General features: G+C 37.6%; 28 protein-coding genes. 11 read left to right on the forward strand and 17 right to left on the reverse strand.

All coding sequences use genetic code 11. The annotated features are described in order from the left end of the window. Positions 1-18: 18 nt before the first annotated feature. The 9 genes from CCAL_RS08730 to CCAL_RS08770 all read right to left on the reverse strand — a co-directional run bounded on the left by CCAL_RS08730 (position 19) and on the right by CCAL_RS08770 (position 6,228). Positions 19-756: a carbon-nitrogen hydrolase family protein gene (locus CCAL_RS08730; RefSeq protein ID WP_236860511.1), complete on the reverse strand. Its 738-nt coding sequence runs from the start codon at positions 754-756 to the stop codon at positions 19-21. Beyond that, entirely contained in the window at positions 746-1,768 is a 1,023-nt protein-coding gene (locus tag CCAL_RS08735) for a ribonucleotide-diphosphate reductase subunit beta (RefSeq protein WP_169938296.1), read from the reverse strand. The genes CCAL_RS08730 and CCAL_RS08735 overlap by 11 nt, the downstream gene beginning before the upstream one ends. Positions 1,769-1,837: 69 nt before the next feature. Continuing rightward, positions 1,838-2,938 carry a PepSY-associated TM helix domain-containing protein gene (locus CCAL_RS08740; RefSeq protein ID WP_169938298.1) on the reverse strand — a complete coding sequence of 367 codons (1,101 nt, stop codon included), beginning with the start codon at positions 2,936-2,938 and terminating at the stop codon, positions 1,838-1,840. A gap of 66 nt (positions 2,939-3,004) precedes the next feature. After that, positions 3,005-3,427, reverse strand: coding sequence for an RDD family protein (locus tag CCAL_RS08745; protein ID WP_170000434.1), 423 nt, complete (start codon positions 3,425-3,427; stop codon positions 3,005-3,007). Continuing rightward, positions 3,427-4,035 carry an orotate phosphoribosyltransferase gene (gene pyrE / locus CCAL_RS08750; RefSeq protein WP_169938302.1) on the reverse strand — a complete coding sequence of 203 codons (609 nt, stop codon included), beginning with the start codon at positions 4,033-4,035 and terminating at the stop codon, positions 3,427-3,429. The genes CCAL_RS08745 and pyrE overlap by 1 nt, the downstream gene beginning before the upstream one ends. A gap of 2 nt (positions 4,036-4,037) precedes the next feature. Beyond that, positions 4,038-4,595, reverse strand: coding sequence for a ribosome recycling factor (gene frr, locus CCAL_RS08755; protein ID WP_172285150.1), 558 nt, complete (start codon positions 4,593-4,595; stop codon positions 4,038-4,040). 150 nt (positions 4,596-4,745) lie between these two features. Then, positions 4,746-5,084: a preprotein translocase subunit SecG gene (gene secG, locus CCAL_RS08760; protein WP_170016389.1), complete on the reverse strand. Its 339-nt coding sequence runs from the start codon at positions 5,082-5,084 to the stop codon at positions 4,746-4,748. 63 nt (positions 5,085-5,147) lie between these two features. Then, positions 5,148-5,531 (reverse strand): thiamine-phosphate pyrophosphorylase, encoded by a 384-nt coding sequence (locus tag CCAL_RS08765; protein ID WP_169938307.1) that lies wholly within the window; start codon positions 5,529-5,531, stop codon positions 5,148-5,150. After that, complete coding sequence (locus CCAL_RS08770; RefSeq protein ID WP_169938309.1) at positions 5,524-6,228, reverse strand: Bax inhibitor-1/YccA family protein; 705 nt, start codon at positions 6,226-6,228, stop codon at positions 5,524-5,526. Before CCAL_RS08770 ends, CCAL_RS08765 begins: the two co-directional genes overlap by 8 nt. 147 nt (positions 6,229-6,375) lie before the next feature. On the opposite strand from CCAL_RS08770, the gene CCAL_RS08775 reads away from it, so the two are divergent. From CCAL_RS08775 to CCAL_RS08795, 5 genes are read left to right on the forward strand one after another with little or no spacing between them, the layout of a single operon-like run. After that, positions 6,376-7,017 carry a carbonic anhydrase gene (locus CCAL_RS08775; protein ID WP_170016387.1) on the forward strand — a complete coding sequence of 214 codons (642 nt, stop codon included), beginning with the start codon at positions 6,376-6,378 and terminating at the stop codon, positions 7,015-7,017. Next, positions 7,010-8,908, forward strand: a complete 1,899-nt coding sequence (locus tag CCAL_RS08780) for a mechanosensitive ion channel family protein (RefSeq protein WP_170016385.1) — start codon at positions 7,010-7,012, stop codon at positions 8,906-8,908. The genes CCAL_RS08775 and CCAL_RS08780 overlap by 8 nt, the downstream gene beginning before the upstream one ends. Further along, positions 8,905-9,057 (forward strand): hypothetical protein, encoded by a 153-nt coding sequence (locus CCAL_RS08785; protein ID WP_169938315.1) that lies wholly within the window; start codon positions 8,905-8,907, stop codon positions 9,055-9,057. Before CCAL_RS08780 ends, CCAL_RS08785 begins: the two co-directional genes overlap by 4 nt. A gap of 37 nt (positions 9,058-9,094) precedes the next feature. Next, the gene (locus CCAL_RS08790) at positions 9,095-10,156 is read left to right on the forward strand and encodes a GGDEF domain-containing protein (RefSeq protein WP_170016383.1); all 1,062 of its coding nucleotides are present in this window, start codon (positions 9,095-9,097) and stop codon (positions 10,154-10,156) included. After that, on the forward strand, positions 10,156-11,253 hold the full coding sequence (locus CCAL_RS08795; RefSeq protein ID WP_170016382.1) for a GGDEF domain-containing protein: 1,098 nt from the start codon (positions 10,156-10,158) through the stop codon (positions 11,251-11,253). Before CCAL_RS08790 ends, CCAL_RS08795 begins: the two co-directional genes overlap by 1 nt. 95 nt (positions 11,254-11,348) lie before the next feature. Here CCAL_RS08795 and CCAL_RS08800 read toward each other — a convergent pair whose 3' ends face one another. The 3 genes from CCAL_RS08800 to CCAL_RS08810 are packed head-to-tail and all read right to left on the reverse strand — an operon-like array spanning position 11,349 to position 14,183. Then, a complete protein-coding gene (locus CCAL_RS08800) occupies positions 11,349-12,632 on the reverse strand; it encodes a TRAP transporter large permease (protein ID WP_170016380.1) in 1,284 nt (427 codons plus the stop codon). Beyond that, positions 12,629-13,186: a TRAP transporter small permease gene (locus CCAL_RS08805; RefSeq protein ID WP_169938323.1), complete on the reverse strand. Its 558-nt coding sequence runs from the start codon at positions 13,184-13,186 to the stop codon at positions 12,629-12,631. The genes CCAL_RS08800 and CCAL_RS08805 overlap by 4 nt, the downstream gene beginning before the upstream one ends. A gap of 4 nt (positions 13,187-13,190) precedes the next feature. Then, positions 13,191-14,183: a DctP family TRAP transporter solute-binding subunit gene (locus tag CCAL_RS08810; RefSeq protein WP_169938325.1), complete on the reverse strand. Its 993-nt coding sequence runs from the start codon at positions 14,181-14,183 to the stop codon at positions 13,191-13,193. Between the two features lie 231 nt (positions 14,184-14,414). On the opposite strand from CCAL_RS08810, the gene sodB reads away from it, so the two are divergent. Further along, positions 14,415-15,038 carry a superoxide dismutase [Fe] gene (sodB, locus tag CCAL_RS08815; RefSeq protein ID WP_170016378.1) on the forward strand — a complete coding sequence of 208 codons (624 nt, stop codon included), beginning with the start codon at positions 14,415-14,417 and terminating at the stop codon, positions 15,036-15,038. A gap of 53 nt (positions 15,039-15,091) precedes the next feature. On the opposite strand, the gene CCAL_RS08820 is transcribed toward sodB, so the two are convergent. From CCAL_RS08820 to CCAL_RS08830, 3 genes are read right to left on the reverse strand one after another with little or no spacing between them, the layout of a single operon-like run. Continuing rightward, positions 15,092-16,258 carry a MalY/PatB family protein gene (locus tag CCAL_RS08820; RefSeq protein WP_169938330.1) on the reverse strand — a complete coding sequence of 389 codons (1,167 nt, stop codon included), beginning with the start codon at positions 16,256-16,258 and terminating at the stop codon, positions 15,092-15,094. 15 nt (positions 16,259-16,273) lie between these two features. Beyond that, complete coding sequence (gene recJ / locus CCAL_RS08825; RefSeq protein ID WP_170016375.1) at positions 16,274-17,851, reverse strand: single-stranded-DNA-specific exonuclease RecJ; 1,578 nt, start codon at positions 17,849-17,851, stop codon at positions 16,274-16,276. Beyond that, positions 17,841-19,475: a CTP synthase gene (locus tag CCAL_RS08830; RefSeq protein WP_169972388.1), complete on the reverse strand. Its 1,635-nt coding sequence runs from the start codon at positions 19,473-19,475 to the stop codon at positions 17,841-17,843. Before CCAL_RS08830 ends, recJ begins: the two co-directional genes overlap by 11 nt. Positions 19,476-19,682: 207 nt before the next feature. Between CCAL_RS08830 and CCAL_RS08835 the strand changes: the two genes are divergently transcribed. The 5 genes from CCAL_RS08835 (at position 19,683) to CCAL_RS09475 (ending at position 24,292) form a co-directional block, all read left to right on the forward strand. Continuing rightward, the gene (locus CCAL_RS08835) at positions 19,683-19,898 is read left to right on the forward strand and encodes a DUF4492 domain-containing protein (RefSeq protein WP_169972389.1); all 216 of its coding nucleotides are present in this window, start codon (positions 19,683-19,685) and stop codon (positions 19,896-19,898) included. A 28-nt stretch (positions 19,899-19,926) separates the two neighbouring features. Next, positions 19,927-21,429 carry a phosphoethanolamine transferase gene (locus CCAL_RS08840; RefSeq protein WP_170016373.1) on the forward strand — a complete coding sequence of 501 codons (1,503 nt, stop codon included), beginning with the start codon at positions 19,927-19,929 and terminating at the stop codon, positions 21,427-21,429. 78 nt (positions 21,430-21,507) lie between these two features. Further along, positions 21,508-23,037, forward strand: a complete 1,530-nt coding sequence (locus CCAL_RS08845) for a cytochrome ubiquinol oxidase subunit I (RefSeq protein ID WP_170016372.1) — start codon at positions 21,508-21,510, stop codon at positions 23,035-23,037. After that, on the forward strand, positions 23,030-24,148 hold the full coding sequence (gene cydB / locus CCAL_RS08850; protein ID WP_170016436.1) for a cytochrome d ubiquinol oxidase subunit II: 1,119 nt from the start codon (positions 23,030-23,032) through the stop codon (positions 24,146-24,148). Before CCAL_RS08845 ends, cydB begins: the two co-directional genes overlap by 8 nt. A gap of 9 nt (positions 24,149-24,157) precedes the next feature. Then, a complete protein-coding gene (locus CCAL_RS09475; protein WP_257792133.1) occupies positions 24,158-24,292 on the forward strand; it encodes a hypothetical protein in 135 nt (44 codons plus the stop codon). A gap of 79 nt (positions 24,293-24,371) precedes the next feature. Here CCAL_RS09475 and CCAL_RS08855 read toward each other — a convergent pair whose 3' ends face one another. Both CCAL_RS08855 and CCAL_RS09400 read right to left on the reverse strand, forming a co-directional pair. Then, positions 24,372-25,055, reverse strand: a complete 684-nt coding sequence (locus CCAL_RS08855) for a response regulator transcription factor (RefSeq protein ID WP_170016367.1) — start codon at positions 25,053-25,055, stop codon at positions 24,372-24,374. Positions 25,056-25,242: 187 nt separating this feature from the next. Continuing rightward, the gene (locus tag CCAL_RS09400; protein WP_228026740.1) at positions 25,243-26,259 is read right to left on the reverse strand and encodes a PDC sensor domain-containing protein; all 1,017 of its coding nucleotides are present in this window, start codon (positions 26,257-26,259) and stop codon (positions 25,243-25,245) included. Positions 26,260-26,285: the final 26 nt, after the last annotated feature.

The raw sequence follows: 26,285 nt of genomic DNA on the forward strand, positions 1-26,285 counted from the left end.
TTTGTTTTATTTGAGTGATTAAATTTCTGTCAAATTTTGTGCTTTTTTGAATTCTCCATCCGGTAAAAAAACACCACTAAACTCAAGATCAAGCGAACTTGCAACTACGACATAGCAAATATTTACCATAGCTAATGCCTTGCAAAGTAACACAAAAGCTTCTTTCCTCTCTTTGCCCCACATAGCCGGGACTAAGATGATCTCAGCACTCTTAAGCCTTTGCCAAAGATCTATAAATCTAAGCTCAAAGCAGATCAAAACTCCGACCTTAATACCTTTAAATTCAAAAATTTTTACCTCGCTCTCATCGGCAGCACTAAATTTTTCATACTCCAATTTTGGACGAAAGAGTTTTGTTTTGGATTGAGCGTGAAAAACTTGCGTATCATTTAGGATAACAAATTCATTAAATATCCTTGCAGATACTTTTTCATGCTCTTTAGTGGTATCAGTCTTTTGTATGCTCTTTAGATGGGTAAAGGCTAAAAATTTATCTTCGCTTAAAGCGTCTTGCAACTCCTCCATCAAGATAGAGTCAAAGCTACCTAACATCTGTGGTAGCATGGCGCTATTTGCTCCTGCAAAAAATCCGTCAAAATCATATCCGCTAACACAAAGCTCGCTTGCAAGCATTAGCGAATTTCTGGGGGCTTGTGAGATTTTATCCATCAACTCAAGCTTTCGTAATTGAACATTTGATGCACTAAGCGTTACCGGATATAAATTTAACTCCGTTAAATTTTGATCAGAAGTCATCAAAACTTAAGCTGCCCTTTGAGTAGTTTGTGACCTTGCTTTCAAAGAAATTTGACTTTTGATCGTTAAATTTAGCAAAGTCATCAACCCATTTTATCGGATGTTTGGCATTGTATTTGCGCTTTAAGCCAATAGCAACCAAGCGTTGATCTACAAGATAATGGATGTATTCTTCGATGATATCGTCGGTAAGACCCATGATTTGATTTTGAGTGATATATCTACCCCATTTTATCTCTAAATTTCCGGCTTTTTCAAACATGTCATAAATTTTTGCTTCAACTTCAGCCGTAAAGAGGTCTGGGCGCTCGGTGCGAACACTGTTTATCATGTTTTGAAAAAGTAGTAAGTGAGTTATCTCATCTCTTTGGATAAAGCGTATCATTTGGGCTGAGCCTAGCATTTTACCGGCACGTGCAAGCGCATATATCGCCGTAAATCCGCTATAAAAATAAATTCCCTCTAAAATTTGGTTTGCCACCATTGCAAGCAATAGCTTTTCATCCGTTACCTCGCCAGCTAACTCCTCATAAACGCTTGAGATATAGTCATTTTTCTCCCTTAAAACCTCGTCGTGCTTTTCCATCTCATAGATAAGGTCGGTATTATCACATATCGCCTCAACCATAACAGCATAAGACTTAGAGTGGTTTGCCTCTTCGTATGCTTGGCGAGCTAGACATGCGTTGATCTCAGGAGCAGTGATGTATGGATTTATATTGTCGGCAAGGTTATTTGTTTGGAAACTATCCATGGAGATTAGTTGGCTCCAAACAAGGTCATACATGCGCTTTTCTGCCTGAGTTAGGTTGTAGGCGTAGTCGCGCACGTCATCAGTAGTATCTACTTCTTTTGGAAACCAGGTGTTTGCCTCCATTAAGTCCCAAAGCTTTAACGCCCATTGATACTTTGCCTTGGTGAAATTTAAGATCCCGTGCGGATTGCCGTTAAATACGCGACGATCTGTCAAGGTTTCATTTGAACTTGGATTATAAATTCGTTTTCTATTCATGTTTTACCTTTAGTTTTTAGGTGATTTTACCCAAAATAAGGTTAAATAAAGTTTGTGACACACACCAAGTTATCTATTTATACGTTTAAAAGTAAGCATAAACCCACTAATCGTCAAAATACAAAATAAAATACAAACAAGCGAAAATATAGCTCTTCCAACCTCGCCAAAAACATCTCCTTGATGAATGCTAAGCACAAATCGACTTACATCTCTTGGAGTTTTAAATTTGCTATCGTTTTTGTTTGGCTCGACTTTTATCTCCGAACTAAATTCCATCAGCTTTCCGTTCTTAGCCACCTTGAAAAATCTCTCATCACCCTTATCATGTCGCACACTATAAATACCGCCTTGCACAACCAGTGTAGTATCGCGTAAATTTGAGTCGTCATAAATTTCATCGATATATTTAAATTTTTCGCTATCTAGCGGATTAAAAGCTCTTTTATGATGCTTGTGGCTCATGCTTGCGGTTTGTAGTCCAAATGCTTTGTTTACGCCATTTTTGATAAATCCGTAAGACCAGTAAAGCCCTGTTAAAGCCATTATGAGCAAAAAAAGTGCACACCACACACCAAGCACACCATGTATCTTGTATAAAAACGCATATCCGCGACTTTTAAAGCTTATGCTCATTGCATTTTTGATACCGCGTCTTAGCAGCGGCATATAAAGCCAAATTCCACTTAATATCAACAGCACAAGGCTTACCGTGCTAATGGCAACTATATGTTTACCGGCAATTCTTGCTGTGTCATTTTGCATAAAAGAAAGGGCTAAATTTCTATGAAGCATAAGCATAAACTGCGCGACTTGCCTAGTCTTATCCTCTTTGATATCGCCCGTGTAGGGGTTGATAAAAAGTGTTTGAAGGGAATTTGTGGTTTGAATTCTTGCTATTAATGCGTCATCTTTAAGGCTTGAGATTTGCATGCTGGCAAAGCCTATTTTTTCATATTTTTTGATAATGTTTTCTAAAATCTCACTTGGCTTTAGCCTTTTTTCATCCAGTGGCTCGACCTTTAAATTTGAGCTATTTACGACGCCAATTATCTCATTTTGATACTGGACAAATACTGCACTAAGCGTGATAATCAACAAGGGTAATGTAGCAAGAAATGACAAAAGCAAGTGGAGATTAAAGACAAATTTATTGCGCCTAAAAAGCATTATACTCCTTTTTGAAAAAGATATTTTATATCAAAAAGGAGTATTATACAATAATAAAAAATTATTTTAAATATTTTTTTTACAAACAGGAGCACTTTTAGTAAGGATATCATGTAAATTTAATCTATCCTTCCTAAAAAAACAAAGCAATAACCCAACCACACTAAAACCGGCGATAGCAAAACAAATATATCGCAAGATGGCGTGAATAAAACCAACCTTGCGCCCAGTAGCTAAATTTATAAGGTAAATTCCTTGCGCCCTATAACCTGGGCTTTGGGCACTTATTGCAAAAAATAGCGATAAAAGCAGGCAAAAAGCGATGTTGCACATAAGTATGGCAATTTGCGAATTTTGAAAGTCGTTTTTGCCATCCATTATAAGATAGGTCGTTATATAAAGGATCGGCATGAAGATTATAAACATATCGATAACAAAGGCTTTAAAGCGCAGATACACAGGCGCTATCGTAGCCTTTGTTTTTGGCATTAATTACCCCTACTTCCGGGCTTTATCGCTTCGCTTCCGTTTTTGCAGAGTGGACAGTCGCTTGGCTCATAAATTTCAAATTCGAAATTTCCAAGCGCAAAAAGCGGCTTATTAAATGGCAGCTTACACTCAGGTTTTCTATCGCTGTTAATGTTTGCAAGTGAGCAAAAACCACGATTGGCAAGTGCGGCAAAACCAACTACAACACCGCCAAGCTCTTCGATTATCCTAGCGCTTTCAAGAGCCGAGCCTCCAGTAGTAATGATATCTTCACAGATTATAAATCTCTCGCCCTTTTTAACCTCAAAACCGCGTCTTAGACTCATAATCTTATTTACGCGCTCGGTAAATATAAATCTTTTTTTAGCAGCACGCGCTAGTTCGTAACCCGCCAAAACTCCGCCTAAAGCAGGAGAACAAACGCTATCAAATTCAACACCGCTTTTAACTATTACGCTTGCTAGCTCGTCAGATAATTTTCCGGCTAGTTCAGGGTTTTCAAGAACCTTTGCGCTTTGTAAATAAAACTGCGAGTGGTTGCCACTACTTAATAAAAAATGACCCTCCAAATACGCTCCGGCTTCGCGATAAATTTGCTCTAAATTCATTATCAAACCTTTAAAAGTTCAGCCTCTTTGTCTTTAACAAGAGTGTCTATTTTTGTATTGTAAGCGTCAGTTATCTTTTGAACTTCCTCTTGTCCTTTTTTGCTCTCATCCTCGGAAACCGCTTTATCTTTTTCTAGCTTTTTAACATCATCATTTGCGTCTTTTCTGATGTTTCTTACGGCGACTTTTGCCTTTTCGCCCATTGCTTTAGAGCGTTTTACGTTTTCTTGGCGTTGCTCGATAGTCATAGGTGGGAAAAACAGCTTAACGCATTCACCATCGGAATTTGGATTAACACCGATATTTGCGGCTTGTATAGCAGATGATATAGCCTTTATCATGCTTTTTTCCCAAGGAGTTATCGTGATAGTTGAAGCATCACTAGCAAGAACGGTAGCGACTTGATTTAAAGCGGTCATAGAACCGTAGTAATCAACCGTGACATTATCAAGGATGTTGATATTTACTTTACCTGTTCTTAGTGTTGTAAAATCTCGCTTAAGGGCAGCTATAGCTTTTTCGCAACTCTCTTTTTGGGCTGAATAAATTTCATTTAACATTTTTTTCCTTTATTAAAATTTTTATGCTTTTAACCTAAGCCGGTGCAAGTCTTGCGGCTTCAAGGATCGTTTAATTAAGAAGCCGTAGCTGCAAAACCTTAAGCCTAAAATTTATAAAACCGCAAACCGCCAAAAGCGATTATGCGATGATTATTTTGCTGCCGGAACAGGTGCGCTAGGAGCTTCCGGCACTGCCGGTGCAGCTGGACTTTGTGGTATTACAAGCGATTTTACGTCTACACTATCTACCAACGAGCGCTTCATGTCTTTGTTGTAAAAATATCCAAGAACCAGTGTGTTTAGTATAAAAAGTAAACCTACGATAAAAGTAAATTTAGCTAAAAATCCCGCCGGTCCCTTTGCTCCAAACAAGCTTTCGTTGCTACCGCTATATGCGCCAAGACCCATAGACGAACTTTTCTGCAATAAAACCGCGATAGTGATAACTACAGCCAAGACGAATTGTAAAATTAAAAACAATACACTCACTGAAATTCCTTTAAATTTGAAAAATATTGATGGTCATTATACAAAAAAAGTTTTGAATTTTGATTAAATTTGCTTTTCTATCTCGTAAAGCTCATAGCGTATGGATTTGAATAATTCGGAGTATTGCAAATCAATAAGTTTAAAGCACTCTTCAAGCACACGTGCGCTCTCTTGAGCTCTTTTTAAATTTGCCACAGTTAAATCGCTTAAATTTGTTCTAGCTTGCTCGGCCTTTGTGCTTGGTTTTAGCACATCGTTTGCGGCATCTCTAAATTTAATATACTCTTTTGAAGAAATTTTTGCCTTGTGGCGGAGGTTTTTTATCTTATATGCGAGGTTTGCCTCGTCAAAGACATAACGCATTATATCCTCAACTACGCGCAAACCCTCTCTTAAGCGATTTAAATTTGCATCTATCACGCGATAAATGCGTTCATTTTCACTCATCTCTTCCAAAAATTCCTAAAATTTGAAGAAGCGAAGTAAATAAATTCACAAAATCAAGATACAAGGCAACAGCACCCTCGATAGGTGTTTCATAGTTACCGCGGATAATATTTTGCGTATCATAAAGTATGTAAGCACTAAACAAGATAGCGCCTATACTAGCTATCGCTAGTTGAACCAAAGGACTTGCAAAGAAAATATTTATCAAGCTTGCCACGACGATAACGACAAGGGCGATAAAAAGCATCTTGCCCATTGTAGTAAAATCGCGCTTTGTATTCATAGCAAATACACTAAGAGCACCAAATGCAACAGTCGTAAGAGCAAAAGCTTGAGCTACGATACTAGCGCCACTTGGCATACTTAAGATGGCAGATAAAAGCGGGGTAAGCGTAAGACCGCTAACAAATGTAAAGGCAAATAATAAGACCATATTTAGCCCCTCTTTGCGCTTAGCCGCCATAAGACCGAAAAGCAAAACAAATTCGACTATTACAAGTCCCCAAAATAGCATTTTGTTACCCGCAAAAACATGCGCCATGCTAATGCCCACATAAGCACCCGCAGTAGCTGAAAGTAAAGATGCGGCAAAAAGCTGATAAGTTTGCTTAATAAACGAACTTAACGAACTTTGAGAATACGCAACCTCTTCTCTTTGAGAACTTTGATCAGCGTAGTTTCTGTTATACAAACTCATATTAACTCCTTAAATTTTTCCCCTAAATTTAGCCAAAAATAGGTAAATAATAATTAAAATTTTACTTAATTACGAAAAAATCACAAACATGTTCGTATTAAATAAAATTTGATATAATTAAACACAATTAACGTTTTTGGAGATCTGATGCAATCACTACTTGAAGGTGCCGTTAAATTTATGGAAGACGGCTTTTTGGAGCATAAAGAGCTTTTTGAAAGCTTACAACACGCTCAAGATCCACACACCCTTTTTGTCTCTTGTGTTGATTCTCGTGTTGTGCCAAACCTCATCACAAACTGCCTTCCTGGCGAACTTTTTATGGTAAGAAATATCGCAAATATCGTCCCTCCTTACCGTGTAAGTAGCGAATTTTTAGCTACTACATCGGCTATAGAGTATGCGCTTGAGGTATTAAATATCAAAAATATCATAATCTGCGGTCACTCAAACTGCGGAGGATGCGGGGCGCTATATCAGGACGAGTCTAAATTTATAAACACGCCAAATGTTAAGAACTGGATAAAGCTGATAGAGCCTATAAAATACGAGGTCTTAAAATTTACAAGCGACGATCCTGCAAAAATGGCTTGGCTAACAGAGCGCTTAAATGTCATAAATTCGATCGAAAATATCCTTACGTATCCAAATGTCGAGCGTAATTATTTAGATGGGAATTTAGCTATTTACGGCTGGCATTATATAATTGAAACGGGAGAAATTTTTAGCTATGATTTAGAGAGTAAAACCTTTAAACTTTTAGCTATCAGACAGGATACTCATGAGTAAAATTTTACTTGCGTTTTTACTATGCTTTAACCTTGCTTTTGCGGGTGAAAAAGGCGAAAACAACCAAACCGCTTCACTTGAGCCAAAAAATATAGTAGAAGCCACCGCTCAAATTCAAACCCTAAACGGGCAGATACAAATTTTAAAACTACAGCAACAAGACTCAAACGCCTCAAATACAAGCGCTTCAAATTTATCTACTCTTGAAAAGAGAAAAGAGAAGCTTTTAGACAAAATTCCATTTCTTATCATGCAAATAGACGTCAAACAAAGCGATATAGATAAATTTAAAGCACGAAAAAATTCTGCAGAAAACAAGGTCGCAAGATATGAAAAGTCAGGCAATAAAAAGCTCTTTGCACAAAATGCCATCGAGCTTGAACAGCTAAGGATAAGCGAAGCCTACTATACTGCACTCATAAAGCTTGAAGAGTTGTTTAAAAAGGGTGCAAAAGACAGTCAGATAAAAGATCTCATCGTAGCCGAGCTTTTAAATTTACAGACAAATTTATACCTAAACATTAAAGATCTAAAGGAATTTTTAGGCGATGATGTGGCGACATATAGCAACGAGATCGCCCTGCTTGAACTGCAAAAACAAACATCTGAAGAAATTTTAACATATATAAAAAACAACGCCGCACTTTTAAGCTCAAGCTTCATACTCTCTGAGTTAAATTTAAAAAATGCGATCGATCTTATAAATGAAAAAGTTCCCGTCAATACAAATAAATTTAATCTCGGCAAGACGGCCATTATAATTTTTATATTTTTATTTTTTATATCACTAACAAGACTTTTAGCAAAATTTACCTACTGGTTTATCTCGCTATTTGCAAAATTTGAAGGTAGCGAGGACATAAAAGATCAAATTCTTGACATCGTCAAACGACCGATAAGTTCGATACTTATAATCTATGCACTAAATATCTGCATAAGAATCGGCTACTATCCTGTGCCTATGCCTATAAATATCGCAAATACCTTTTCGATAATTTATATCTTGGCGTTTGCCTGGCTACTTTTAACCATGCTTGATGGATACGGACTTATACTAATCGGCAAGATCGCTCAAAAAAGCGGACGAAAAGAGGTTGTAAATTTAATCCTTAAAATTATATATTTTATCGTTCTTACGATAGCAACCTTGCTTGTTTTAAGCCGCCTTGGATTTGATATATCGGCACTTATCGCCTCCCTTGGTATCGGCGGTTTGGCTGTTGCTTTTGCGGCAAAAGACATCATCGCAAATTTCTTTGCCTCGGTTATGCTTCTTTTTGATAACTCCTTTTCACAAGGCGACTGGATAGTTTGCGGTGATATAGAGGGAACGGTTGTCGAGATAGGACTTAGAAAAACAACGGTTAGAAGCTTTGATAACGCACTTATATTTGTGCCTAACTCAAAGTTGGTAAGCGACCCTATACGAAACTGGACAAGACGTAAAATCGGACGCAATATCAAGCTTACCATCGGACTTACTTATAACTCAACTATTAAGCAGCTTCAAAAATGTATAGACGACATAAGAAATATGCTTCTTGATCATCCAAGTATATCAAAGCCTGATAACGGTGGTCAGTTTATGGCAAAAGATAGCAGGTCTAGATTTAAACAAAATATCGTAAGTATCGATGATCTAGCAGGTTATAAGAGCAACTTAACCGTAGCGCTTGATAACCTAAACGACAGCTCGGTGGATATCGTTGTAAACTGCTTTGCCAAAACAACCGTAGGCGCTGAATACGTCCTTGTAAAGCAAGATATTATATTTAAGATCATGCAAATCGTAAGCGAAAACAACCTTTCGTTTGCATTCCCAAGCCAAAGTCTTTATATAGAAAATACAAATTTACCACAAGATGAAATTTTACAAAAGGAGAATTTATGAGCACGGAATTTGAAGACGACTTCGATTATGAAGAGAGTATAGGAGATGATGACTACGACTCATCTAACACGTATAGTTATAATTATGACGAAAACGACTATGACTACGATGACGGTGACGAGGAAGAAGATAGCTACGAATCTTATTAAACGCTATTAAAATTTACATAAAGGAAGTTGCACTTTCATGAGCAAAGAAGTAGGACATGCTAGTTATAAAGCCGTAGAAAATATCTACAAAACGCTTTTATACATTTTAATCATAATAAATTTAACCTGTGTGCTTTTGTTCTACTTTATAAATGCAAATATCGCTATATTTTACGCCATGTCGGTGATTGTATTTGTATTAATGAGGTTAAATTTTAACATCAAACACAGCATGCTAATATCGGTGCTGTTTCATGCAAATACGATTATCGGCGCTACCTTGGGTTCTGTAGTATTGGGCTGGGCTTCAGGCATGTGGATCATGCTTGCATGCACCATACTTGTAAATTACTTTTTGGATTTTGACTCAAAACGTATCACATACGCGATCGTTATCATGGAGCTGCTTATATTAATAGCACTTTACTTTTTTACAAAAGATATCAACATCGGGCTTTCGAAAGAAATTTTACTTATAACAAACACAGCGAACATTATCTTGATATTTTATACAAGGATAAAACTTTCAACATACGCCGACATCATAACGGCAGCTGACTATCAGCGACTTAAAAACGAAACGGATGAGCTTGAAAAGCTTTCAAAAAGAGACTTTCTCACCGGTCTTTTAAATAGGCGCTCTATAAAAAATATCCTAAGATACGAGCTAAGCGCGTTAAAAGAGAATGAAAATCCAAACTCAAATTTAGTCGTTATGCTTGGCGATATAGATAACTTTAAAACGATAAATGATACATTCGGACACGAGCGAGGAGATGCGGTTTTAAAAGATGTTGCCGATATGCTTGTAAGTATCTTCAGAAAAGATGACTATATCTGCCGATGGGGCGGGGAAGAATTTCTTATAATACTTCCGAATACAAAAACCGACTTCTTATACAAGATCACCGCAAGGCTTACGCGAAGCATAAATTCTATCAAACTACCCGATAAATCAGCTGTGAGTATGACATTTGGTATGGTTGTTTGCACAAATAAAACGATCATCACGATGGACGAGCTTATAGGCAAGGCAGACGCCCTGCTTTACCAAGGTAAAAGAAACGGTAAAAATCGCATAGAATGGAAATTTGACTAGTGAGTATCTTTGTTAAAAATATAAAAAGAAACATAAATCCTGAGCTATTTTTACAGATAGTTTTAACCCTGTCATTGATAACTCACATTGTGTATTTTGTTTTATTTCTCATCGCAAAAGAAGAGAGCCTAGCCGTGGTTAATATATTTTCGATAATAAGCTATATATTTTCGATTAAAATTTTAATAGACAACAAAACAAACGCAAAACTATCGTTTTTTATATTTCAAATAGAAACATTTGTATATGTATTTATCTGCACTATGGTGCTTGGCTGGGGATACGGCTTTGGTTTATTGTTTTTAACCTCAACGTTTACCATGCTCTTGCCCGCATTTGCTTACAGAAAAGTCAACCACACTATCATAACGATACAAACCATAGCCGCCATTATATGCTTGCTGTTTCTTGCGGGGGAACCAAATAGACCATATGACGCGTGGCGTGATATTTTCATGGTGATAAACCTTAGTGTAATGACCTTTTTTGCTATAGCTATAGCCTATCTGCTTGAAGTGTCTAACAAGCTAATCTACGCAAGCGTCTTAAAACAAAAAGATAAAATTCGCATGATAGTTAACCACGACCCATTAACAGGGCTTTTAAACCGAACTTCTATGAATAGCGTCATGGACAAGAAGAGTCTTTTTGAAAATATAAATTTCTCCATCGTAATGTGCGATATAGACAACTTTAAAATCATCAACGATACTTACGGACATAGCGCAGGAGACGCGCTTTTGGTTGATTTTGCAGGAATTTTACACAAAACATTTAAAGAAAACGACTATGTTGCTCGCTGGGGCGGAGAAGAATTTCTTATCATAACTTACAACGCGACATCTGGCGAAGCTCTAAAAAGTATGCAACAAGTAAAAGAGCTGATAAGTCAGTCAACAACCACATATCAAAACACCGCCATAAAAGCAACGATGACATTTGGTATGGTATCGCACGATGGAAAAGAGCCATTTAATATAAAAGACATGATAAGACAAGCCGACGCACTACTTTATCAAGGTAAAAAACGAGGTAAAGATATCATTGTAAATGAAAAATACAACCACGCGCTATGGGGGGGGGCGGAGCACCCCTAAATAACACAAAGCCCTCTTTATATCAAATCCAAATTTAAAGTATATAAAATTTAAAGATTATGACGGAGGTTATCCGCCATAATCATAAAGAAGTTTTAATTGCCATACATTAAATTTGGCAACCAAAGTGAAATTTCAGGTATATAAGTTATAAGTATAAGCCCCACAAACAGCGTTAATGTCCATGGTAAGCACGACATGATAACATCTTTTAAGCTCATGCCCGTTAGTCCGCTAGCAACAAATAGGTTAAGCCCCACAGGTGGCGTGATCATGCCTATCTCCATATTCACGATAAGAACTATACCAAAATGTATCGGATCGATACCTAGCATAGTAGCTATCGGTAAAAGCAGCGGCACCATGATCATAACAACAGATGACGGCTCCATAAACTGACCCATGATAAATAGCAATATATTTACGATGATCAAGAATGTTATCTTGCCGATATTTGCACTTAGCATAGCATCCGCGATAGCTTGAGGTATCTGCTCACTTGTAAGTAGATATGCAAACACAACCGCGTTTGTAATGATGAAAAATATCATCGCGGTAGTCATCGCCGAATCAAGACATATAGCCCAGATGTCCTTAACTTTTATATCCTTATACACAAAAAGCGATATAACAAGCGCATAAACGGCACTAGCCGCAGCAGCCTCGGTCGGAGTAAAAATTCCGCCGTAAATTCCGCCTATAACGACAACAATGATCAAAAGCGCCCAAAACGCCTTACCGAATTTCTTAATACGCTCACTCATCGGCTCAGGAGTAGTTGCCTTAAAGCCTAGTTTTCTTGCTCCGATATAAGTTTGAGCTATCATCATAGCACCAAGCATAACACCCGGTATAACGCCCGCCATAAATAGCTTACCTATACTAACCTCAGCCGTTACACCATAAACGATCATAACAACAGAAGGCGGTATCAAAATTCCAAGTGAACCCGCAGTCGAAATTCCTCCTACGGCGTAAGTTGCGGGATAGCCCGCCTCTTTTATAGCTACAAACATGATAGAGCCGATCGCAACAACCGTTGCAGGAGAACTTCCAGAAACTGCCGCAAATATTATACAAGCAAATATCGCACTCATCGGAAGACCACCAGGCAAATGTCCTACCATAGACTTTGCAAATTCTATAATACGCTTAGCAGAACCACCTTTGCTTAGTAAATTTCCCGCCAAGATAAACATAGGTATCGCCATAAGCGAAAATTTGTTTATACCGTCAAATATAAGTTGAGGAATTCCCGCTAGCTCCAAGTCTGTAAAAAGTATCATAGTAAGCACAGTGCTTGCGCCAAGTGAAATGGCTACAGGCACACCTATAAGCATAAGCCCAAAAAGAGCGATAAATAAAAACGCTATGGTCATTTTTGCTCCTTTTTAACAACAGAAACAGCATCTCTGATGGTTTCGGCTTCTGCATTTACGATAACTTTGTCAGCAGGTGTTTTGGCTATCTCGAAAATTTTCTCTCCAGCCCTATAGCTTGCACCCAAAAATGCTATCGGAAGAACAAGCATTGGTATCCATTGAGGAATTCCAAGGTCAACGCTCATAAATTCCATCTCGTGAAGTATCATGAGGTATTGAACACCGTAAACTACGATAAATAACAAAAATACCGTTGTTAGGATACTTGAAAATATCATATAGACTTTAGCGATCTGTGGAGGAAATTTTTCTATTAGTATGGTTACGCTTATATGAATGCCCTTTTTAAAACCATAAGCGGCAGCGAAAAATGCAGACCAGATGAAAAGGTAGTTTACCGTTTCACCTGCCCATGCCCAGCCACTGTTAAAACAGTAGCGCATAACGACATTGATAAAGGCTAGCAGCGTCCCGGCTGCTATACCTACGACGGCGATCGTCTTGTTTACACTAGCGATGCCGACATCTAAAATCTGAAAAAATCTTTGCATAGTATTACTTTGCATTTATAGTTTTTTCTACTAGATCTTTACCTATGATATCGTAAAATTTAGGATAGATAGGTTGCATAGCCTCAGACCATTTAGCTCTTTGAGTATCATCAAGTTTGAAAATTTCAAGCTTCTTAGTCTCTGCTGCGTATTTTTCAAGCTCTGCTATAACGTGTGCGTCCTCTTTAGCGGTCTCTTCACGCTCATAATCAGTAGCCTCACTAAGTGCTTGAGTAACATACTTTTTCATATCTTCAGGCAAACTCTTCCAGAATTTATCGCTAACTACTACAAGATAGCCAAGATATCCGTGGCTTGAAAGCGTAAGCGAACTTTGAACTTCATGGAATTTTGTGTTATAGAAATTTGAAAGCGGGTTTTCAGTCGCATCTACAACGCGTTGTTGAAGCGCAGAGTAAACCTCCGAGAACGGAAGAACTTGAGGGTTGCCTCCGACTGCTTTCATTTGTTCTTCTAAAACTTTTGAGCTTTGAATTCTAAATTTTTGTCCTTTAGCATCTTCGGGATTTACGATAGGTTTTGTGCTTGAGCTAAAGTGTTTAAAGCCCGCATCCCAATAATCAAGCGCAACAAAACCTTTTTTAGTAACTAGGTCTTTTAAAGCCTGACCAACTTCGCCGTCTTGAACTTTATGCAGGTGATTTTCATCTGCAAATATAAACGGTAGATCAAAAAGCTGAAACTGTGGAACGATAGGCGTAAATTTTGAAAAACTAGGCGCTGCCATTTGAACGTTGTTTAGCTTTAAAGCACCAAATACACGATCATCATCAACAAGTTGAGCCGAAGGGAAAACTTGAACTTTTATCTTACCGCCGCTTATCTCCTCAACGCGTTTTGCGAAGAAATCAGCCGCTTTTCCTTTTGGTGTACTTGCCGCAACAACGTGCGCGAATTTTATTGTATATGTTTTTTCAGCTGCAAATGCACTTACTGCAACTGCGCAGCTTAGTATTGTTGAAATTAAAACTTTCATGAGTTTCTCCTTTGTTTGGTTTTAAGCCCATTATAATATTTAAATTTTTGATTTTGTATAGTTTGTTACATTTAGTTACTTTTATTTCATTACAAATGTTACTTTTTTACTCATTTAATATTTTAAAAGTGGTAAAAATATCCTATAAACGATAAAAATACTCAATTAATAATTTAGTTACAAATTTGTAATATAATGTGACTTGTAAAATTCAATATATAAGGAACCAAAATGTTTACACTAAGACAACTTCCGTTTGACGCTAAAACAAATGCCGTCGTAAGCGAGCAAACCTGTAATTACCACCACGGCAAACACCACGCAACTTATGTCGCAAATTTAAATAATCTAATAAAAGATAGCGAATTTGCAAATGCAGGACTTTATGAGCTTCTAATAAGCGCTAAAGGCGGACTATATAACAATGCGGCTCAAGTTTATAACCACGACTTTTACTGGGATTGTATAGCTAAAAAAAGCCAGATGAGCCAAGAGCTACAAGCGGCGCTATCAAATGAATTTGGTAACTTTAAAGACGAGTTCATTAAAGCCGCTACAACACTTTTTGGTTCAGGCTGGGCATGGCTTGTTTATAGCCCGTCAAGCCAAAAATTAGAGATCGTTCAAACTTCAAATGCCGTAACTCCGGTAACCGAAGGTAAAATTCCACTTCTTGTTGTAGATGTTTGGGAACACGCGTATTATATTGATAACTTCAATGCTCGCCCAAAATACCTCGAAACATTTTATGAAAACATAAACTGGGAATTTGTTTCATCTGCTTATGAGTGGGCAAAGAAAGAGGGTTTAAATTCCGTTAAATTTTATATCGACGAACTTCACGGAAATAAATAATAGTTACCATTTGTAACATAAGTCTTAGGTGAACTACACCTAAGACAAATTTATCATTTTGCGTTTTGATAAGCCAAAACTCCGGCTTTTAATCGCCTAAGCCCTTCCAAAACTCGCTCTTTTTGGGTTGCAATATTCATTCTAACAAAACACTTTCCACCACGATATGCATTGCCGTCATTTAGCCACAGTCCTGCTTTTTCTCTTAAAAATTTAGTAAATTCGCTTGAATTCTCACAAATTTTAGAGCAGTCTAGCCATAACAAATAAGTGGCGTCCGAAGGAACTAGACGGATAGGTAAATTTTCTCGCTCGATAAATTCCTTAACCAAGAGTTTATTTTCATATACATAACGATTTAGCTCATCAAGCCATGCCTCACCCTCGTTAAATGCGGCTATAGTTGCCGTTATAGCAAAGGCGTTTGCTTCGGCAACCTCGTCTGTATTTAAAGCTCTGTTCATCCTGACTCTTAGAGTTTTGTTTGGAACGATAACGGCTGAAGTCTGAAGTCCTGCGATGTTAAATGCCTTTGTGGCAGAAACGCAAGTGATAGAGTTTTGCGCACAAATTTCATTTATACTAGCAAATGGCACGTAACTTTTCCCGGGATCGGTCAAGTCGCAATGTATCTCATCACTAAGCACTAAAACGCCGTATTTATAGCAAAGCTCACCGATGCGAGCAAGATCGGTTTTGCTCCAAATTTTACCTGCTGGGTTTTGAGGGTTGCAAAGCAACATCATAGTCGTGAGCGGATCTGAAAGCTTTTCTTCAAGATCATCAAAGTCGATACAATACTCACCATTTTCATAAACAAGGTCGTTTGATAGGACTTGTCTGCCGTTGTTTGTTATGCAGTTAAAAAACAGATGATAAACCGGGGCTTGGACTACTACCTTGTCTCCAACGCTTGTAAATTTGCGCACGGCAGAGCTCATAGCAGGAACTATACCCGTGCAAAACATCATGGAATTTGGCTCAAATTTTACTCCATGTCTGCGTTGCCACCAAGAGCAAATCGCCTCATTCCACTCATTTGGGATATACGAGTAGCCAAATACGCCATTATCAAGTCTTTTTTGTATAGCAGATAAGATTTCTGGTGCAGCCTTAAAGTCCATATCTGCCACCCACATAGGCAGTTCATCGCCATTGGTGCGCCATTTTGATGAATTGGTGCCACTTCTGTCAACCAAGGTATCAAAGTCGTATTTCATGCTCTTCCTTTAAATTTAGCTTATTTCCCTGATCAAAAGTTGCGGAGTGATGAGTCCGCGAAATGAATTTTTTGAAACCGAAAATACTATGTCTATGACATCACCCGCTCTTGCATGATGATTAAAGTTAAAAAACAGCGCCTCAAGCGTCTTATCATCTTTTTGCAATATAAGCTTTAAGTGATTTTGGTCCCTGCCTATGAGGCGTTCATTTTTCACTAAAATATCTCGTATCTTAAACACAGGGCGTGGATTTTTCTGCCCGTAAGGCTCGAAAGACTCTAAAATTTCAAGCAACTCAAAGTCGATTTCGTTCGCATCTATATCACCAAGCAACTCATCTGAATGAAGAAATGTTTGCAGGTCATCCATTAAAAAGCAGCTTTGATTTATCGCCTTTTTAAATTTCTCTAAATTTTCCGGATCGCAAACAAGCCCTGCCGCACCCTTGTGTCCGCCGTAACTATTTAAAAGTTCGTCATGTTGTGCGATAAGCGAAAGTATATCAAGCTTACCAACACTTCTGGCACTGCCTTTGGCTCTTCCTTTATCTACGCTAAAAACTATAGCCGGCTTACCAAAATGCTTTGCTAAACGGCTTGCAACTATGCCGATAACTCCCTCATGCCACCGCTCACCCCAAGTTACAATAATCTCGTCATTTTCAGAAACATCCTTTAACGAGCACTCAAAGAGCGTCCTCTCCTCTTCTTTACGAGAGTTATTAAATTCTATGATCATGTCAAGGTATTCATAGGCTTCGTTTATGTTTTTAGAGCGTAAAAAATAAAACGAATTCATCGCATCATCCATGCGACCGGCCGAATTTATAAGAGGTGCGATAAGAAAACTAATGTCGTCACACTCGAATTTATCCTTGCCGTAAAATTCTTTTATCGCTGTAAATGCGGCACGTTTTGAGCTGTTTAACCTTATAACTCCCAGTTTAACAAGCATCCTATTCATATCTCTTAATTCCATCATATCAGCTATGATAGCTATAGCTAAGAGCTCTAAAAATTTCGCCATATCATAGTTTAGTTTGCAAATTTCTTTCATCGCGCCAACTAAATACCACGCAACTTCTGCACCGCAAATTTCGATATTTGGAAAGGAGCAGTCAGGCTGCTTTGGGTTAATGATAGCATAGGCCTCAGGCAAGATAAGCGGGGGCATATGATGATCTGTTATGATGAGATCAATGCCCTTTTCTTTACAAATTTTGGCTGCCTCGTTTGCACTTATGCCGTTATCAACGGTGATGATAAGCGATACGTTATCATCGAGTTCATCGATCATATCAGGACTTAACCCGTATCCATCCTTAAAGCGATTTGGTATGCGAACTTGATAGTTGCTAACTCCCAAATCATCAAAAAATTCTGCCAATATCACACTAGAGACGACGCCGTCTACATCATAATCCCCAACAATGACTATATGTTCTTCACGCTCTATCGCCTCTTTGATACGCGTCGCGCCTTTAAAGATATCCTTTAAGACGCTTGGAGTAGGAATTTCAGAAAGCTTCTTGTGTATGTCTTTGCTAAATCTAAGCTCTAATAAATTCCTAATCTCCTCCTTACTTAGCATGGTTTGCTATACTAGCGCGTATAAAGCCCAGTATTGTTGGGTTTGGCTTTGTTAAACGCGAAGTAAATTCAGGGTGAAACTGCACTCCTATAAACCATGGGTGGTTTTTGATCTCGATAGCCTCTATCAAGCCGTTGCTTTCACCGCTTACTATAAGCCCGGCTTTTTCAAAACTCTCTCTGTATTTTGGATTTGCCTCATAGCGATGGCGATGGCGCTCTTTTACGGTTTTTACCTTGCCGTAAATTTCACTTAACAAAGAATTTGCTTTTATGTCACATGCATAAGCGCCAAGTCTCATAGTGCCACCTAACGGGCTTTTATGTGTGCGAATTTGCTTTTGACCGCTAGCGTCTATAAAGCTGTCTATTAGATAGATGATCGGGTTTTTGCATTCGGTATTAAATTCGATCGAATTTGCATCTTCGAGTTTTAAGACATTTCTTGCAAATTCTATAAGTGCAAGCTGCATGCCAAGGCAAATTCCAAGATACGGGATCTTGTTTTCACGGGCAAATTTTATCGCCTCGATCTTTCCGCTAACACCACGTTCGCCAAAGCCGCCTGCTACCAAAACACCGTCAACATCTTTAAGCAACTCTTCGACATTCGTTGGCTCTATCTTCTCGCTATCTATCCACTTTAAATTTACTCTTGCGTCTAAATTTGCTCCTGCATGGATGATACTTTCGGTTAGACTCTTATAACTCTCTTTTAGATCAACGTATTTGCCTACAAAAGCTATAGTCGTCTCGTCAGTTGGCGCGATGATACGTTTTACCAAACTATCCCATTGCGACATATCAGGTTTTAGCTCGCCAAGCCCTAAATTTTCAGCTATAGGAGTTAGTATGTCTTGCTTTAAAAACGCAAGCGGAATTTGATAGATACTTGCGCTGTCCGAGCTTTCTATAACGCAATTTTTCTCCACGCCGCAACTTGACGCGATCTTATCTTTTAACTCACGGTTTAGAGTCATTTCGCTTCGGCATATTATCATATCGGGGCTTATGCCGATACGGCGAAGCTCGCCCACACTGTGTTGTGTAGGTTTGGTCTTTAACTCGCCGGCAACTTTGATATAAGGCACGAGCGTTAGGTGGATATTCATAGCGCGTTTTTTACCAACCTCAACACGAAGTGCACGGATAGCTTCTAAAAACGGCAAACCTTCGATATCGCCGACTGTTCCGCCGATCTCTACTATCAAAACGTCTTTACCCTCTCCTGCTTTTTTGATACGGTCTACGATCTCACCAACGATATGAGGTATAACCTGTATCGTCTTACCAAGGTAGTCCCCTCTTCGCTCTTTTTCTATAACGGCGCTATAAACGCGACCTGTCGTAAAGTTATTATCCTGACTTAGGCTTTCATCTAAAAATCTCTCATAATGTCCAAGGTCAAGGTCTGTCTCCGCACCGTCATCCGTAACAAAAACCTCACCATGTTCAAGAGGGCTCATAGTTCCCGGGTCAACGTTTATATAAGGATCTGCCTTTAGCATACTTACCTTTAAGCCGACATTCTTTAAGAGTGTGGCGATACTAGCAGCCGCGATACCTTTACCAAGTGAGCTTAAAACGCCACCTGTTATAAAAATATACTTCGTCTCTTTAACCATAAATTTTCCTTTATTTTAATATTTTAATGGCTCAATTATATCTTTTTAAATTTAAAATACACCATGTTTTAATCACAAAACACCCACAAAAGCGGTTTAAATATATAAAGAGCAAACAGGAAAATTCGAGTAAAAACGACATTGTTTCACGCAAAATGACTTGATAACTAAAACCTAGTTTAAGTTTGATTATTATAGACTTTGCGGATGAGTAAAAACTATCTAATAAATTTCTTTAAACTATACAGCGACGGCTTTAAAAACATGAAACTCGGCAAGAGGCTCTGGGCGATTATTTTAATAAAGCTTCTCATTATGTTTGGTATACTTAAGATATTTTTCTTCAGTGAAACACTCAATACCAAATTTCAATCAGACGACGAAAAAGCAAATTTTGTCATCGAAAATTTAACAAAAGAGTAAAAATTTATATTTATGTTGGATACAAAAGATGAAAATTTTTATAAATTTGGCATTAGCGCTGGCATGCGTATATATGTGCCTAGGAACCGGGAGATTAACATACAGCGGAGGATACAACGAGCTTTTAAAGCTACTTCTTAATACCTTATATCTTTATGGTAGCGTTTGGCTTTTTGTGAAATTTCGCTATATTTTTTGGCTGATATTTTTCCCTTTCGTGCTATTTTTATGCTTTTATGCACCGGTGGGACTTACAAACGGTATGGTAAATGAGGCATTTGTAATGTCGATATTTGGTACCTACTTAAGCGAGGCTAGCGAATTTTCAAGAACTCTGCCTGCAGAGTATGTTTTGCTTTCGATTTTTTCTTTATCTTTGATAATTTATCTTAGAAAAACAAATAAAACAGTTTTAACAAAAAGGCAAATTTTTATATTTTTTACACTTTTTGCCGTAGCCACAGCTACTGGAAAACTCTGGGGTATAGCAACTACTAGTTCTTTTTTTAAGTCAATTAAGTTTTTTCAAAAATCATACAACGACTTAAAACTATATCAAAACACGGTCATAAAGCCGCAATGGCAAATAAAAAGCATAGATAACAAATACCAAAACCATGTCGTTGTTATCGGTGAGAGCGCAAGACGTGACTATCATGAAATTTACGGCTATAGCATCAAAAACAACCCGTTTTTAAGCAGTGTAAACGGCACTTTCATAGACGGCTTTAATGCAGTCGGGATAAACACCATCCCTTCACTCAATGGAACTTTAAATCACAATAGAAATTTAAATTTAAACATCGTCGATCTGGCAAATTTAAGCGGCTTTGAAACATTTTGGTTTTCTAACCAAGGCTATCTAGGATGCTACGACACACTTACTACCTTGGTTGCTAAACGCGCAAAAAATGTGTATTTCATGCCAAAAGAAGGAGGCGGTAAATTTGATAGCGATTTGGTTGGTCATTTTGCTAAAATTTTTGATACTCCATCACAAAAACCGCGTGTTATATTTTTGCATTTTATAGGCTCTCATCCGATAACTTGCAACAAGCTATCTTCAAAAGAGTATCTTAAATACCCAGACGAAGCGACATTTAAGATAAACTGCTATGTCGAAAGCATAAGGCAAACGGACAACGACCTTAAGTCGGTTTATGAAATTCTGACAAGAAATTTACAAGAAAACAACGAAAGTTTTTCTATGATATATTTTAGCGATCACGGGCTAACTCACGTCAAAAAACCTGTTGAACTTTTGGCGGTAGAACATATAGCAAAAGAGCATTTACAGGTACCTTTACTTAAAATTTCAAGCGATGATAATGGTAGAAAATTTATACAAAACGAGAGTTATCAAAGCCATTTTCCACAAAGCTTTGCAAAATGGATCGGTGTGCAAACTGAAAATTTTAACGAGATAAGTGATGTTTTTGAAGAAGTCAAACAAGATGATTTTTTAAATTCAAAAATGCTGATAAAAAATATAAGCGGTGATCCCGCAATTGATATTAGCAGCTTTAAATAGCCGTTTTTAGCAAATTTATTTAAAAAAAATGAAATTTGTATTATAATCGAGAATAATAATTTTTTTTAAAGGAAAAATATGGCTGAATTAGCTTCGGTTGATTGGTCTAGGGCACAGTTTGCATTAACGGCTCTGTATCATTTTCTATTTGTTCCGCTCACACTGGGACTTAGCTTCATTATCGCGATAATGGAGAGCATTTATGTCAAAACAGGCAACAAAGAGTGGCGTGACATAACCAAATTTTGGCTAAAACTTTTTGGCATTAACTTCGCTATCGGTGTTGCGACGGGCATCATAATGGAATTTGAATTTGGCACAAACTGGGCAAATTACAGCTGGTTTGTGGGTGATATCTTCGGAGCACCGCTTGCGATAGAAGGACTACTTGCGTTCTTTATGGAAAGCACATTCTTTGCCGTAATGTTCTTTGGTTGGGATAAAGTAAGTAAAAAATTTCACCTTATCTCTACTTGGCTTGTTGCGATCGGCTCAAATTTAAGCGCACTTTGGATACTTGTCGCAAACGGCTGGATGCAATACCCTATCGGCATGAAATTTAATCCAGATACCGCAAGGATGGAGATGGAAAATTTCTTCGAAGTAGCACTTAGCCCGGTCGGTATCATTAAATTTTTACATACGGTTACTAGCGGATATGTCATCTCTGCACTTTTTGTTATAGGAATTTCGGCATGGTTTATCCTAAAAGGTCGTCATCTTGTTATGGCAAAAAAGAGCATGATAGTAGCTACTAGTTTTGGACTTATCACGTCTTTGTTTTTACTATTTAGCGGTGACGAGAGCGGATACCAAGCTGCAAAAGCTCAACCCATGAAACTAGCTGCAATGGAAGGTCTTTATAAGGGAGATACTAGACAAGGTCTAGTCGCTATGGGAATTTTGGATCCAAGTAAAAAACCCGGTGATGACAAAGATCCGTTCTTAATAGACCTTGAAGTACCTTACATGCTATCTTTGCTTGGCACAAGAAGCATAGAGGGCTTTATACCGGGGATCGACGACTTGGTTTACGGAAATGAAACACATGGCATAGAAAGTGTCGCAAGCAAGATGGAAAAAGGCAAAATCGCAGCCGACGCGCTTAAAATTTATAAAGAAGCTAAGAAGTCAGGCGATACGCAAACAGCCCAAGATGCTGCAAAAATTTTAGATGAAAATATGAAATTTTTAGGCTACAACTACCTTGATAAACCAGAAGATGCCATTCCTCCTGTAGCAACTACATTTTACAGCTTTCACCTTATGGTTACACTTGGGGGTTACTTTATAGCGCTATTTTTGGTTGTTACCTACCTTTGCATGGCAAACGAGATCGAAAACTTTCCAAAACTCCTTTGGCTTTGTGTGCTTAGTATACCGCTTGGATACATTGCGGCTGAGGCAGGATGGATAGTGGCAGAAGTCGGTCGCCAACCTTGGGCGATACAAGACCTCATGACCGTAGGTGTCGGCGCTACAAATTTAGCCGATACAAACGTGAAAATTTCTTTCACGCTATTTGCCGTGCTTTTTACGACGCTACTTATAGCTGAGATAAAAATCATGTCAAAACAGATAAAGATAGGATTTGAAAGTCATGTTTAGTTTAGAAATTCTTCAATTTTACTGGTGGTTTATAGTTAGTTTGCTTGGCGGGCTGCTTGTGTTTATGATGTTTGTTCAAGGCGGACAAACACTTATCTTTTCACTCGCTAAAAACGAACTTCAAAAAGATATGATCATAAATTCTATCGGTCGCAAATGGGAGCTTACCTTTACCACGCTTGTTATGTTTGGCGGCGCTTGTTTTGCGGCATTTCCACTCTTTTATGCAACAAGCTTTGGTGGTGCGTATTGGGTTTGGCTTGCGATCTTGTTTTGTTTTATACTTCAAGCTGTAAGCTACGAATACCGCAAAAAACCTGATAATTTTCTAGGTGTAAAAACTTATGAAATTTTTCTTTATATAAACGGCTCGCTTGGCGTTATCTTGATAGGAATGGCAGTTAGTACATTTTTTTCAGGAAGCGACTTTATGCTAAATGAAAGAAATTTCGTTGATTGGCAAACACCTTGGCGCGGACTTGAAGCTTTAGCTAACCCGATGCTATACCTGCTTGGTCTTGCGATGTTTTTCCTGTCTCGTATAGGCGGTGCTTTATATCTTATAAATAACATAAACGACGAGGAGTTAAGGGCAAACGCAAGAAAAGCGGTGCTTAAAAATACCATTTTGTTTTTACCGTTTTTCTTGGCATTTTTGTTTTGGATACTTACAAAAGACGGATTTGAATACGATGCAAACGGCGTGGTTACGCTAAGCAAATACAAATACTCTCTAAATTTAGTAAAAATGCCTATGATCGCACTTGCGATGACTGTTGGTATCGTAACCGTTCTTTATAGTGTTTTTAAAGGTGCTTTTACAAAGAGTATACACGCGATCTTTCCTTATGGACTAGGTGTAGTCTTGGTTGTTACTTCATTGTTCTTGATCACAGGACTAAACAATACCGCGTTTTATCCGTCTTTTAGCAACCTACAAAGCTCGCTTACGATAAAAAATGCAAGCTCAAGCCACTATACACTAAACGTCATGGCTTATGTTAGCCTGCTTGTACCTGTGGTTTTAGGCTATATCTTTGTGGTTTGGAGAGCTATAGATAGCAAGAAGATCACAAAAGAAGAGATCAAAAACGATCAACACGCTTATTAAGGAGAGATGATGATATCGGCTTTAGTATTTTTCTTTTTGTGGATTTTATCTCTGTTTTTAGGGTATAAATTTGTGCTCTTAAACATAAAAGAAGTTGAAAAATATCCGCAAAGATACTTTGACTTTGAAGATAAAAACAAATAAACAGACGGGGCTTTCCCGTCTTATCGTAAATAAACCTAAATTTAAACTTACCAAATATACTTTAAAACCAAAACAAAAGCTACTTACTAGCACACAGCATGTATCCGCCGTCAAAGATGTTTTTGACATTTAAATTTAACTCGTTTTTAAGACGTGATATAGCCTTTTGCGCGCTGTTTTTGCTTGTCGGCTCATTACTGTAAACAAATTCGTCTATCATCTCATAGCCAACTAAAGAATTTAGATTGTAAGCTAGTAGCCAAAATAGTCTATTTTGTAAAAACGTAAGATATATTTCTTGACCATCTTTGTAAATTTTTTCCTTAGCCAAATTTATGCTAACCCCGTCACTTATCTTGACAAGCTCGTCTTCGTTTTTAAAAGTTAAAGTCACAAGCGCACCCCTAATAGTTTGCATGTCGATCGGTTTTTTCAAAAACAGTGTCGCACCCTGCTTTATGCTTTTAATTAAATTATGATCTGTATCATACGAAGTAAATATTATAAATTTTTGACGTGATTTTACCCTCAATATCTCTTTCATCATATCAAAGCTGTTCATTAACGGCATGTGAATATCGGTTAAAATTATATCGGGGTTAAATTTATTAAACAGTTCAACTCCTTCATACCCATCCCTTGCAACATTTACGGCTTTACAACATGGACGCAACCCTTCAGTTATCGTTTCACGAGCTATCTCGTCGTCTTCAGCGATTAAAACCGAGATCGTTGATAATAAGCTTAATACCTCATCATTCATATTTTTCCTTTTAATTTATAGCAAAACTAAAACAAAACACCGTTGGATCTTTGACGCTCAAGAGCTTTAAATCACCGCAGATTTTCTCGTTTGCGAGCTTTTTACCAAAGTAAAGTCCGATCCCGCTACCAAATTCTTTTGTCGTCTTTGGAGTATCAAATATCTTTTCTTGTATGCGTTTATCTACTCAGCAACCAAACTCACTTACCTTGATATAGCAGTATTTCTCATCAAATTTCACACTTATACTAATCACTCTTGATTTAAAATCATCTTTAAATTTTTCCACTACGGCATCTTTTGCGTTGTGGATTAAAATAAGCAAAATTTGCTGGATGATATTTTCTACTTGACTGATATTTCTATCCTCAAATTCTTCAAGCACCACACCTACATTTGCACGACTTAGCTCAGTATGCATAAGAGTTAAAAGATTTTTAATACTCCTTTTTATGCTAAATTTGCTTATGTTTTCATTTGTTTTATAAAAATTTCTAAAAATTTCAATAGTATCGCCTAAAAGCATGATTGATTTTTCTTGATTTTTTAACATTACTTCTAGTTTTTCATCACTTAGATGACCGTCTTTTTTCAGCGCATTTATGGTTGTTGTTATTAGCCTTAAGGAATTTACAGGCTGGATAAATTGATGATTTATGCCGCTTAACAACTCTCCTATCTCGCTCATTTTTGCCTTATGCATAAGTAAAATTTCATACTCTTTTTTTCGAGCATTGATTTTATTATACATAAAGTTATGCAAGAAATTTGCAAGCAAGCTAAGAACTAAAAAGCCACAAAGAAGCAATGCAGCGTTTTTACTGATATCGTTTAAGAGATTATCGATCTCTTTTTCATTATCAACTCCTGCTCCAACAAACCAGTTTAGGTATTTTATCTCTGAAAACGAGATAAAATTTGAGCCTATATTTAATATTTTTGTATTATTTTTATTAAGATACAACTCCTTAAAGTTCTCTTGTATTTGCGGCTTTAAAGAGTTATCTTTCATAGGTGTTAAAATCTCCCCGCCGTTTGTTATAACAAATGAGTATGAATTTGGCGATAGCTTGAAATTTTTAATCTTTTCAAACAAACTTTGAAGCTTTACAACACCGCATAAAACAGCATTAAATTCACCTTCGTAAAAATTAGGCACACAAAAATTTAACGTCTCTTGTTCTAATATCGCGTGTTTTGGCATGAAATTTACGGTAGGCGCTAAAGTAT

It is taken from the genome of Campylobacter sp. RM6914 (assembly GCF_004803835.1).
Classification (GTDB): domain Bacteria; phylum Campylobacterota; class Campylobacteria; order Campylobacterales; family Campylobacteraceae; genus Campylobacter_A; species Campylobacter_A californiensis.

Excerpts from the sequence above, each read along its gene's own strand:
- pyrE (WP_169938302.1), bottom strand. The coding sequence starts at position 4,035 with ATGAATTTAGAGCAAATTTATCGCGAAGCCGGAGCGTATTTGGAGGGT.
- CCAL_RS08790 (WP_170016383.1), top strand. The coding sequence starts at position 9,095 with ATGAGCAAAGAAGTAGGACATGCTAGTTATAAAGCCGTAGAAAATATC.
- cydB (WP_170016436.1), top strand. The coding sequence starts at position 23,030 with ATGTTTAGTTTAGAAATTCTTCAATTTTACTGGTGGTTTATAGTTAGT.
- CCAL_RS08735 (WP_169938296.1), bottom strand. The coding sequence starts at position 1,768 with ATGAATAGAAAACGAATTTATAATCCAAGTTCAAATGAAACCTTGACA.
- CCAL_RS08765 (WP_169938307.1), bottom strand. The coding sequence starts at position 5,531 with ATGAGTGAAAATGAACGCATTTATCGCGTGATAGATGCAAATTTAAAT.
- CCAL_RS08840 (WP_170016373.1), top strand. The coding sequence starts at position 19,927 with ATGAAAATTTTTATAAATTTGGCATTAGCGCTGGCATGCGTATATATG.
- CCAL_RS08830 (WP_169972388.1), bottom strand. The coding sequence starts at position 19,475 with ATGGTTAAAGAGACGAAGTATATTTTTATAACAGGTGGCGTTTTAAGC.
- CCAL_RS08845 (WP_170016372.1), top strand. The coding sequence starts at position 21,508 with ATGGCTGAATTAGCTTCGGTTGATTGGTCTAGGGCACAGTTTGCATTA.
- CCAL_RS09400 (WP_228026740.1), bottom strand. The coding sequence starts at position 26,259 with ATGCCAAAACACGCGATATTAGAACAAGAGACGTTAAATTTTTGTGTG.
- CCAL_RS08820 (WP_169938330.1), bottom strand. The coding sequence starts at position 16,258 with ATGAAATACGACTTTGATACCTTGGTTGACAGAAGTGGCACCAATTCA.
- CCAL_RS08780 (WP_170016385.1), top strand. The coding sequence starts at position 7,010 with ATGAGTAAAATTTTACTTGCGTTTTTACTATGCTTTAACCTTGCTTTT.
- CCAL_RS08745 (WP_170000434.1), bottom strand. The coding sequence starts at position 3,427 with ATGCCAAAAACAAAGGCTACGATAGCGCCTGTGTATCTGCGCTTTAAA.
- CCAL_RS08800 (WP_170016380.1), bottom strand. The coding sequence starts at position 12,632 with ATGACCATAGCGTTTTTATTTATCGCTCTTTTTGGGCTTATGCTTATA.
- CCAL_RS08855 (WP_170016367.1), bottom strand. The coding sequence starts at position 25,055 with ATGAATGATGAGGTATTAAGCTTATTATCAACGATCTCGGTTTTAATC.
- frr (WP_172285150.1), bottom strand. The coding sequence starts at position 4,595 with ATGTTAAATGAAATTTATTCAGCCCAAAAAGAGAGTTGCGAAAAAGCT.
- CCAL_RS08785 (WP_169938315.1), top strand. The coding sequence starts at position 8,905 with ATGAGCACGGAATTTGAAGACGACTTCGATTATGAAGAGAGTATAGGA.
- CCAL_RS08810 (WP_169938325.1), bottom strand. The coding sequence starts at position 14,183 with ATGAAAGTTTTAATTTCAACAATACTAAGCTGCGCAGTTGCAGTAAGT.
- CCAL_RS08775 (WP_170016387.1), top strand. The coding sequence starts at position 6,376 with ATGCAATCACTACTTGAAGGTGCCGTTAAATTTATGGAAGACGGCTTT.
- CCAL_RS08805 (WP_169938323.1), bottom strand. The coding sequence starts at position 13,186 with ATGCAAAGATTTTTTCAGATTTTAGATGTCGGCATCGCTAGTGTAAAC.
- CCAL_RS08835 (WP_169972389.1), top strand. The coding sequence starts at position 19,683 with ATGAGTAAAAACTATCTAATAAATTTCTTTAAACTATACAGCGACGGC.
- CCAL_RS08740 (WP_169938298.1), bottom strand. The coding sequence starts at position 2,938 with ATGCTTTTTAGGCGCAATAAATTTGTCTTTAATCTCCACTTGCTTTTG.
- recJ (WP_170016375.1), bottom strand. The coding sequence starts at position 17,851 with ATGCTAAGTAAGGAGGAGATTAGGAATTTATTAGAGCTTAGATTTAGC.
- CCAL_RS08770 (WP_169938309.1), bottom strand. The coding sequence starts at position 6,228 with ATGAGTTTGTATAACAGAAACTACGCTGATCAAAGTTCTCAAAGAGAA.
- CCAL_RS09475 (WP_257792133.1), top strand. The coding sequence starts at position 24,158 with ATGATATCGGCTTTAGTATTTTTCTTTTTGTGGATTTTATCTCTGTTT.
- CCAL_RS08730 (WP_236860511.1), bottom strand. The coding sequence starts at position 756 with ATGACTTCTGATCAAAATTTAACGGAGTTAAATTTATATCCGGTAACG.
- sodB (WP_170016378.1), top strand. The coding sequence starts at position 14,415 with ATGTTTACACTAAGACAACTTCCGTTTGACGCTAAAACAAATGCCGTC.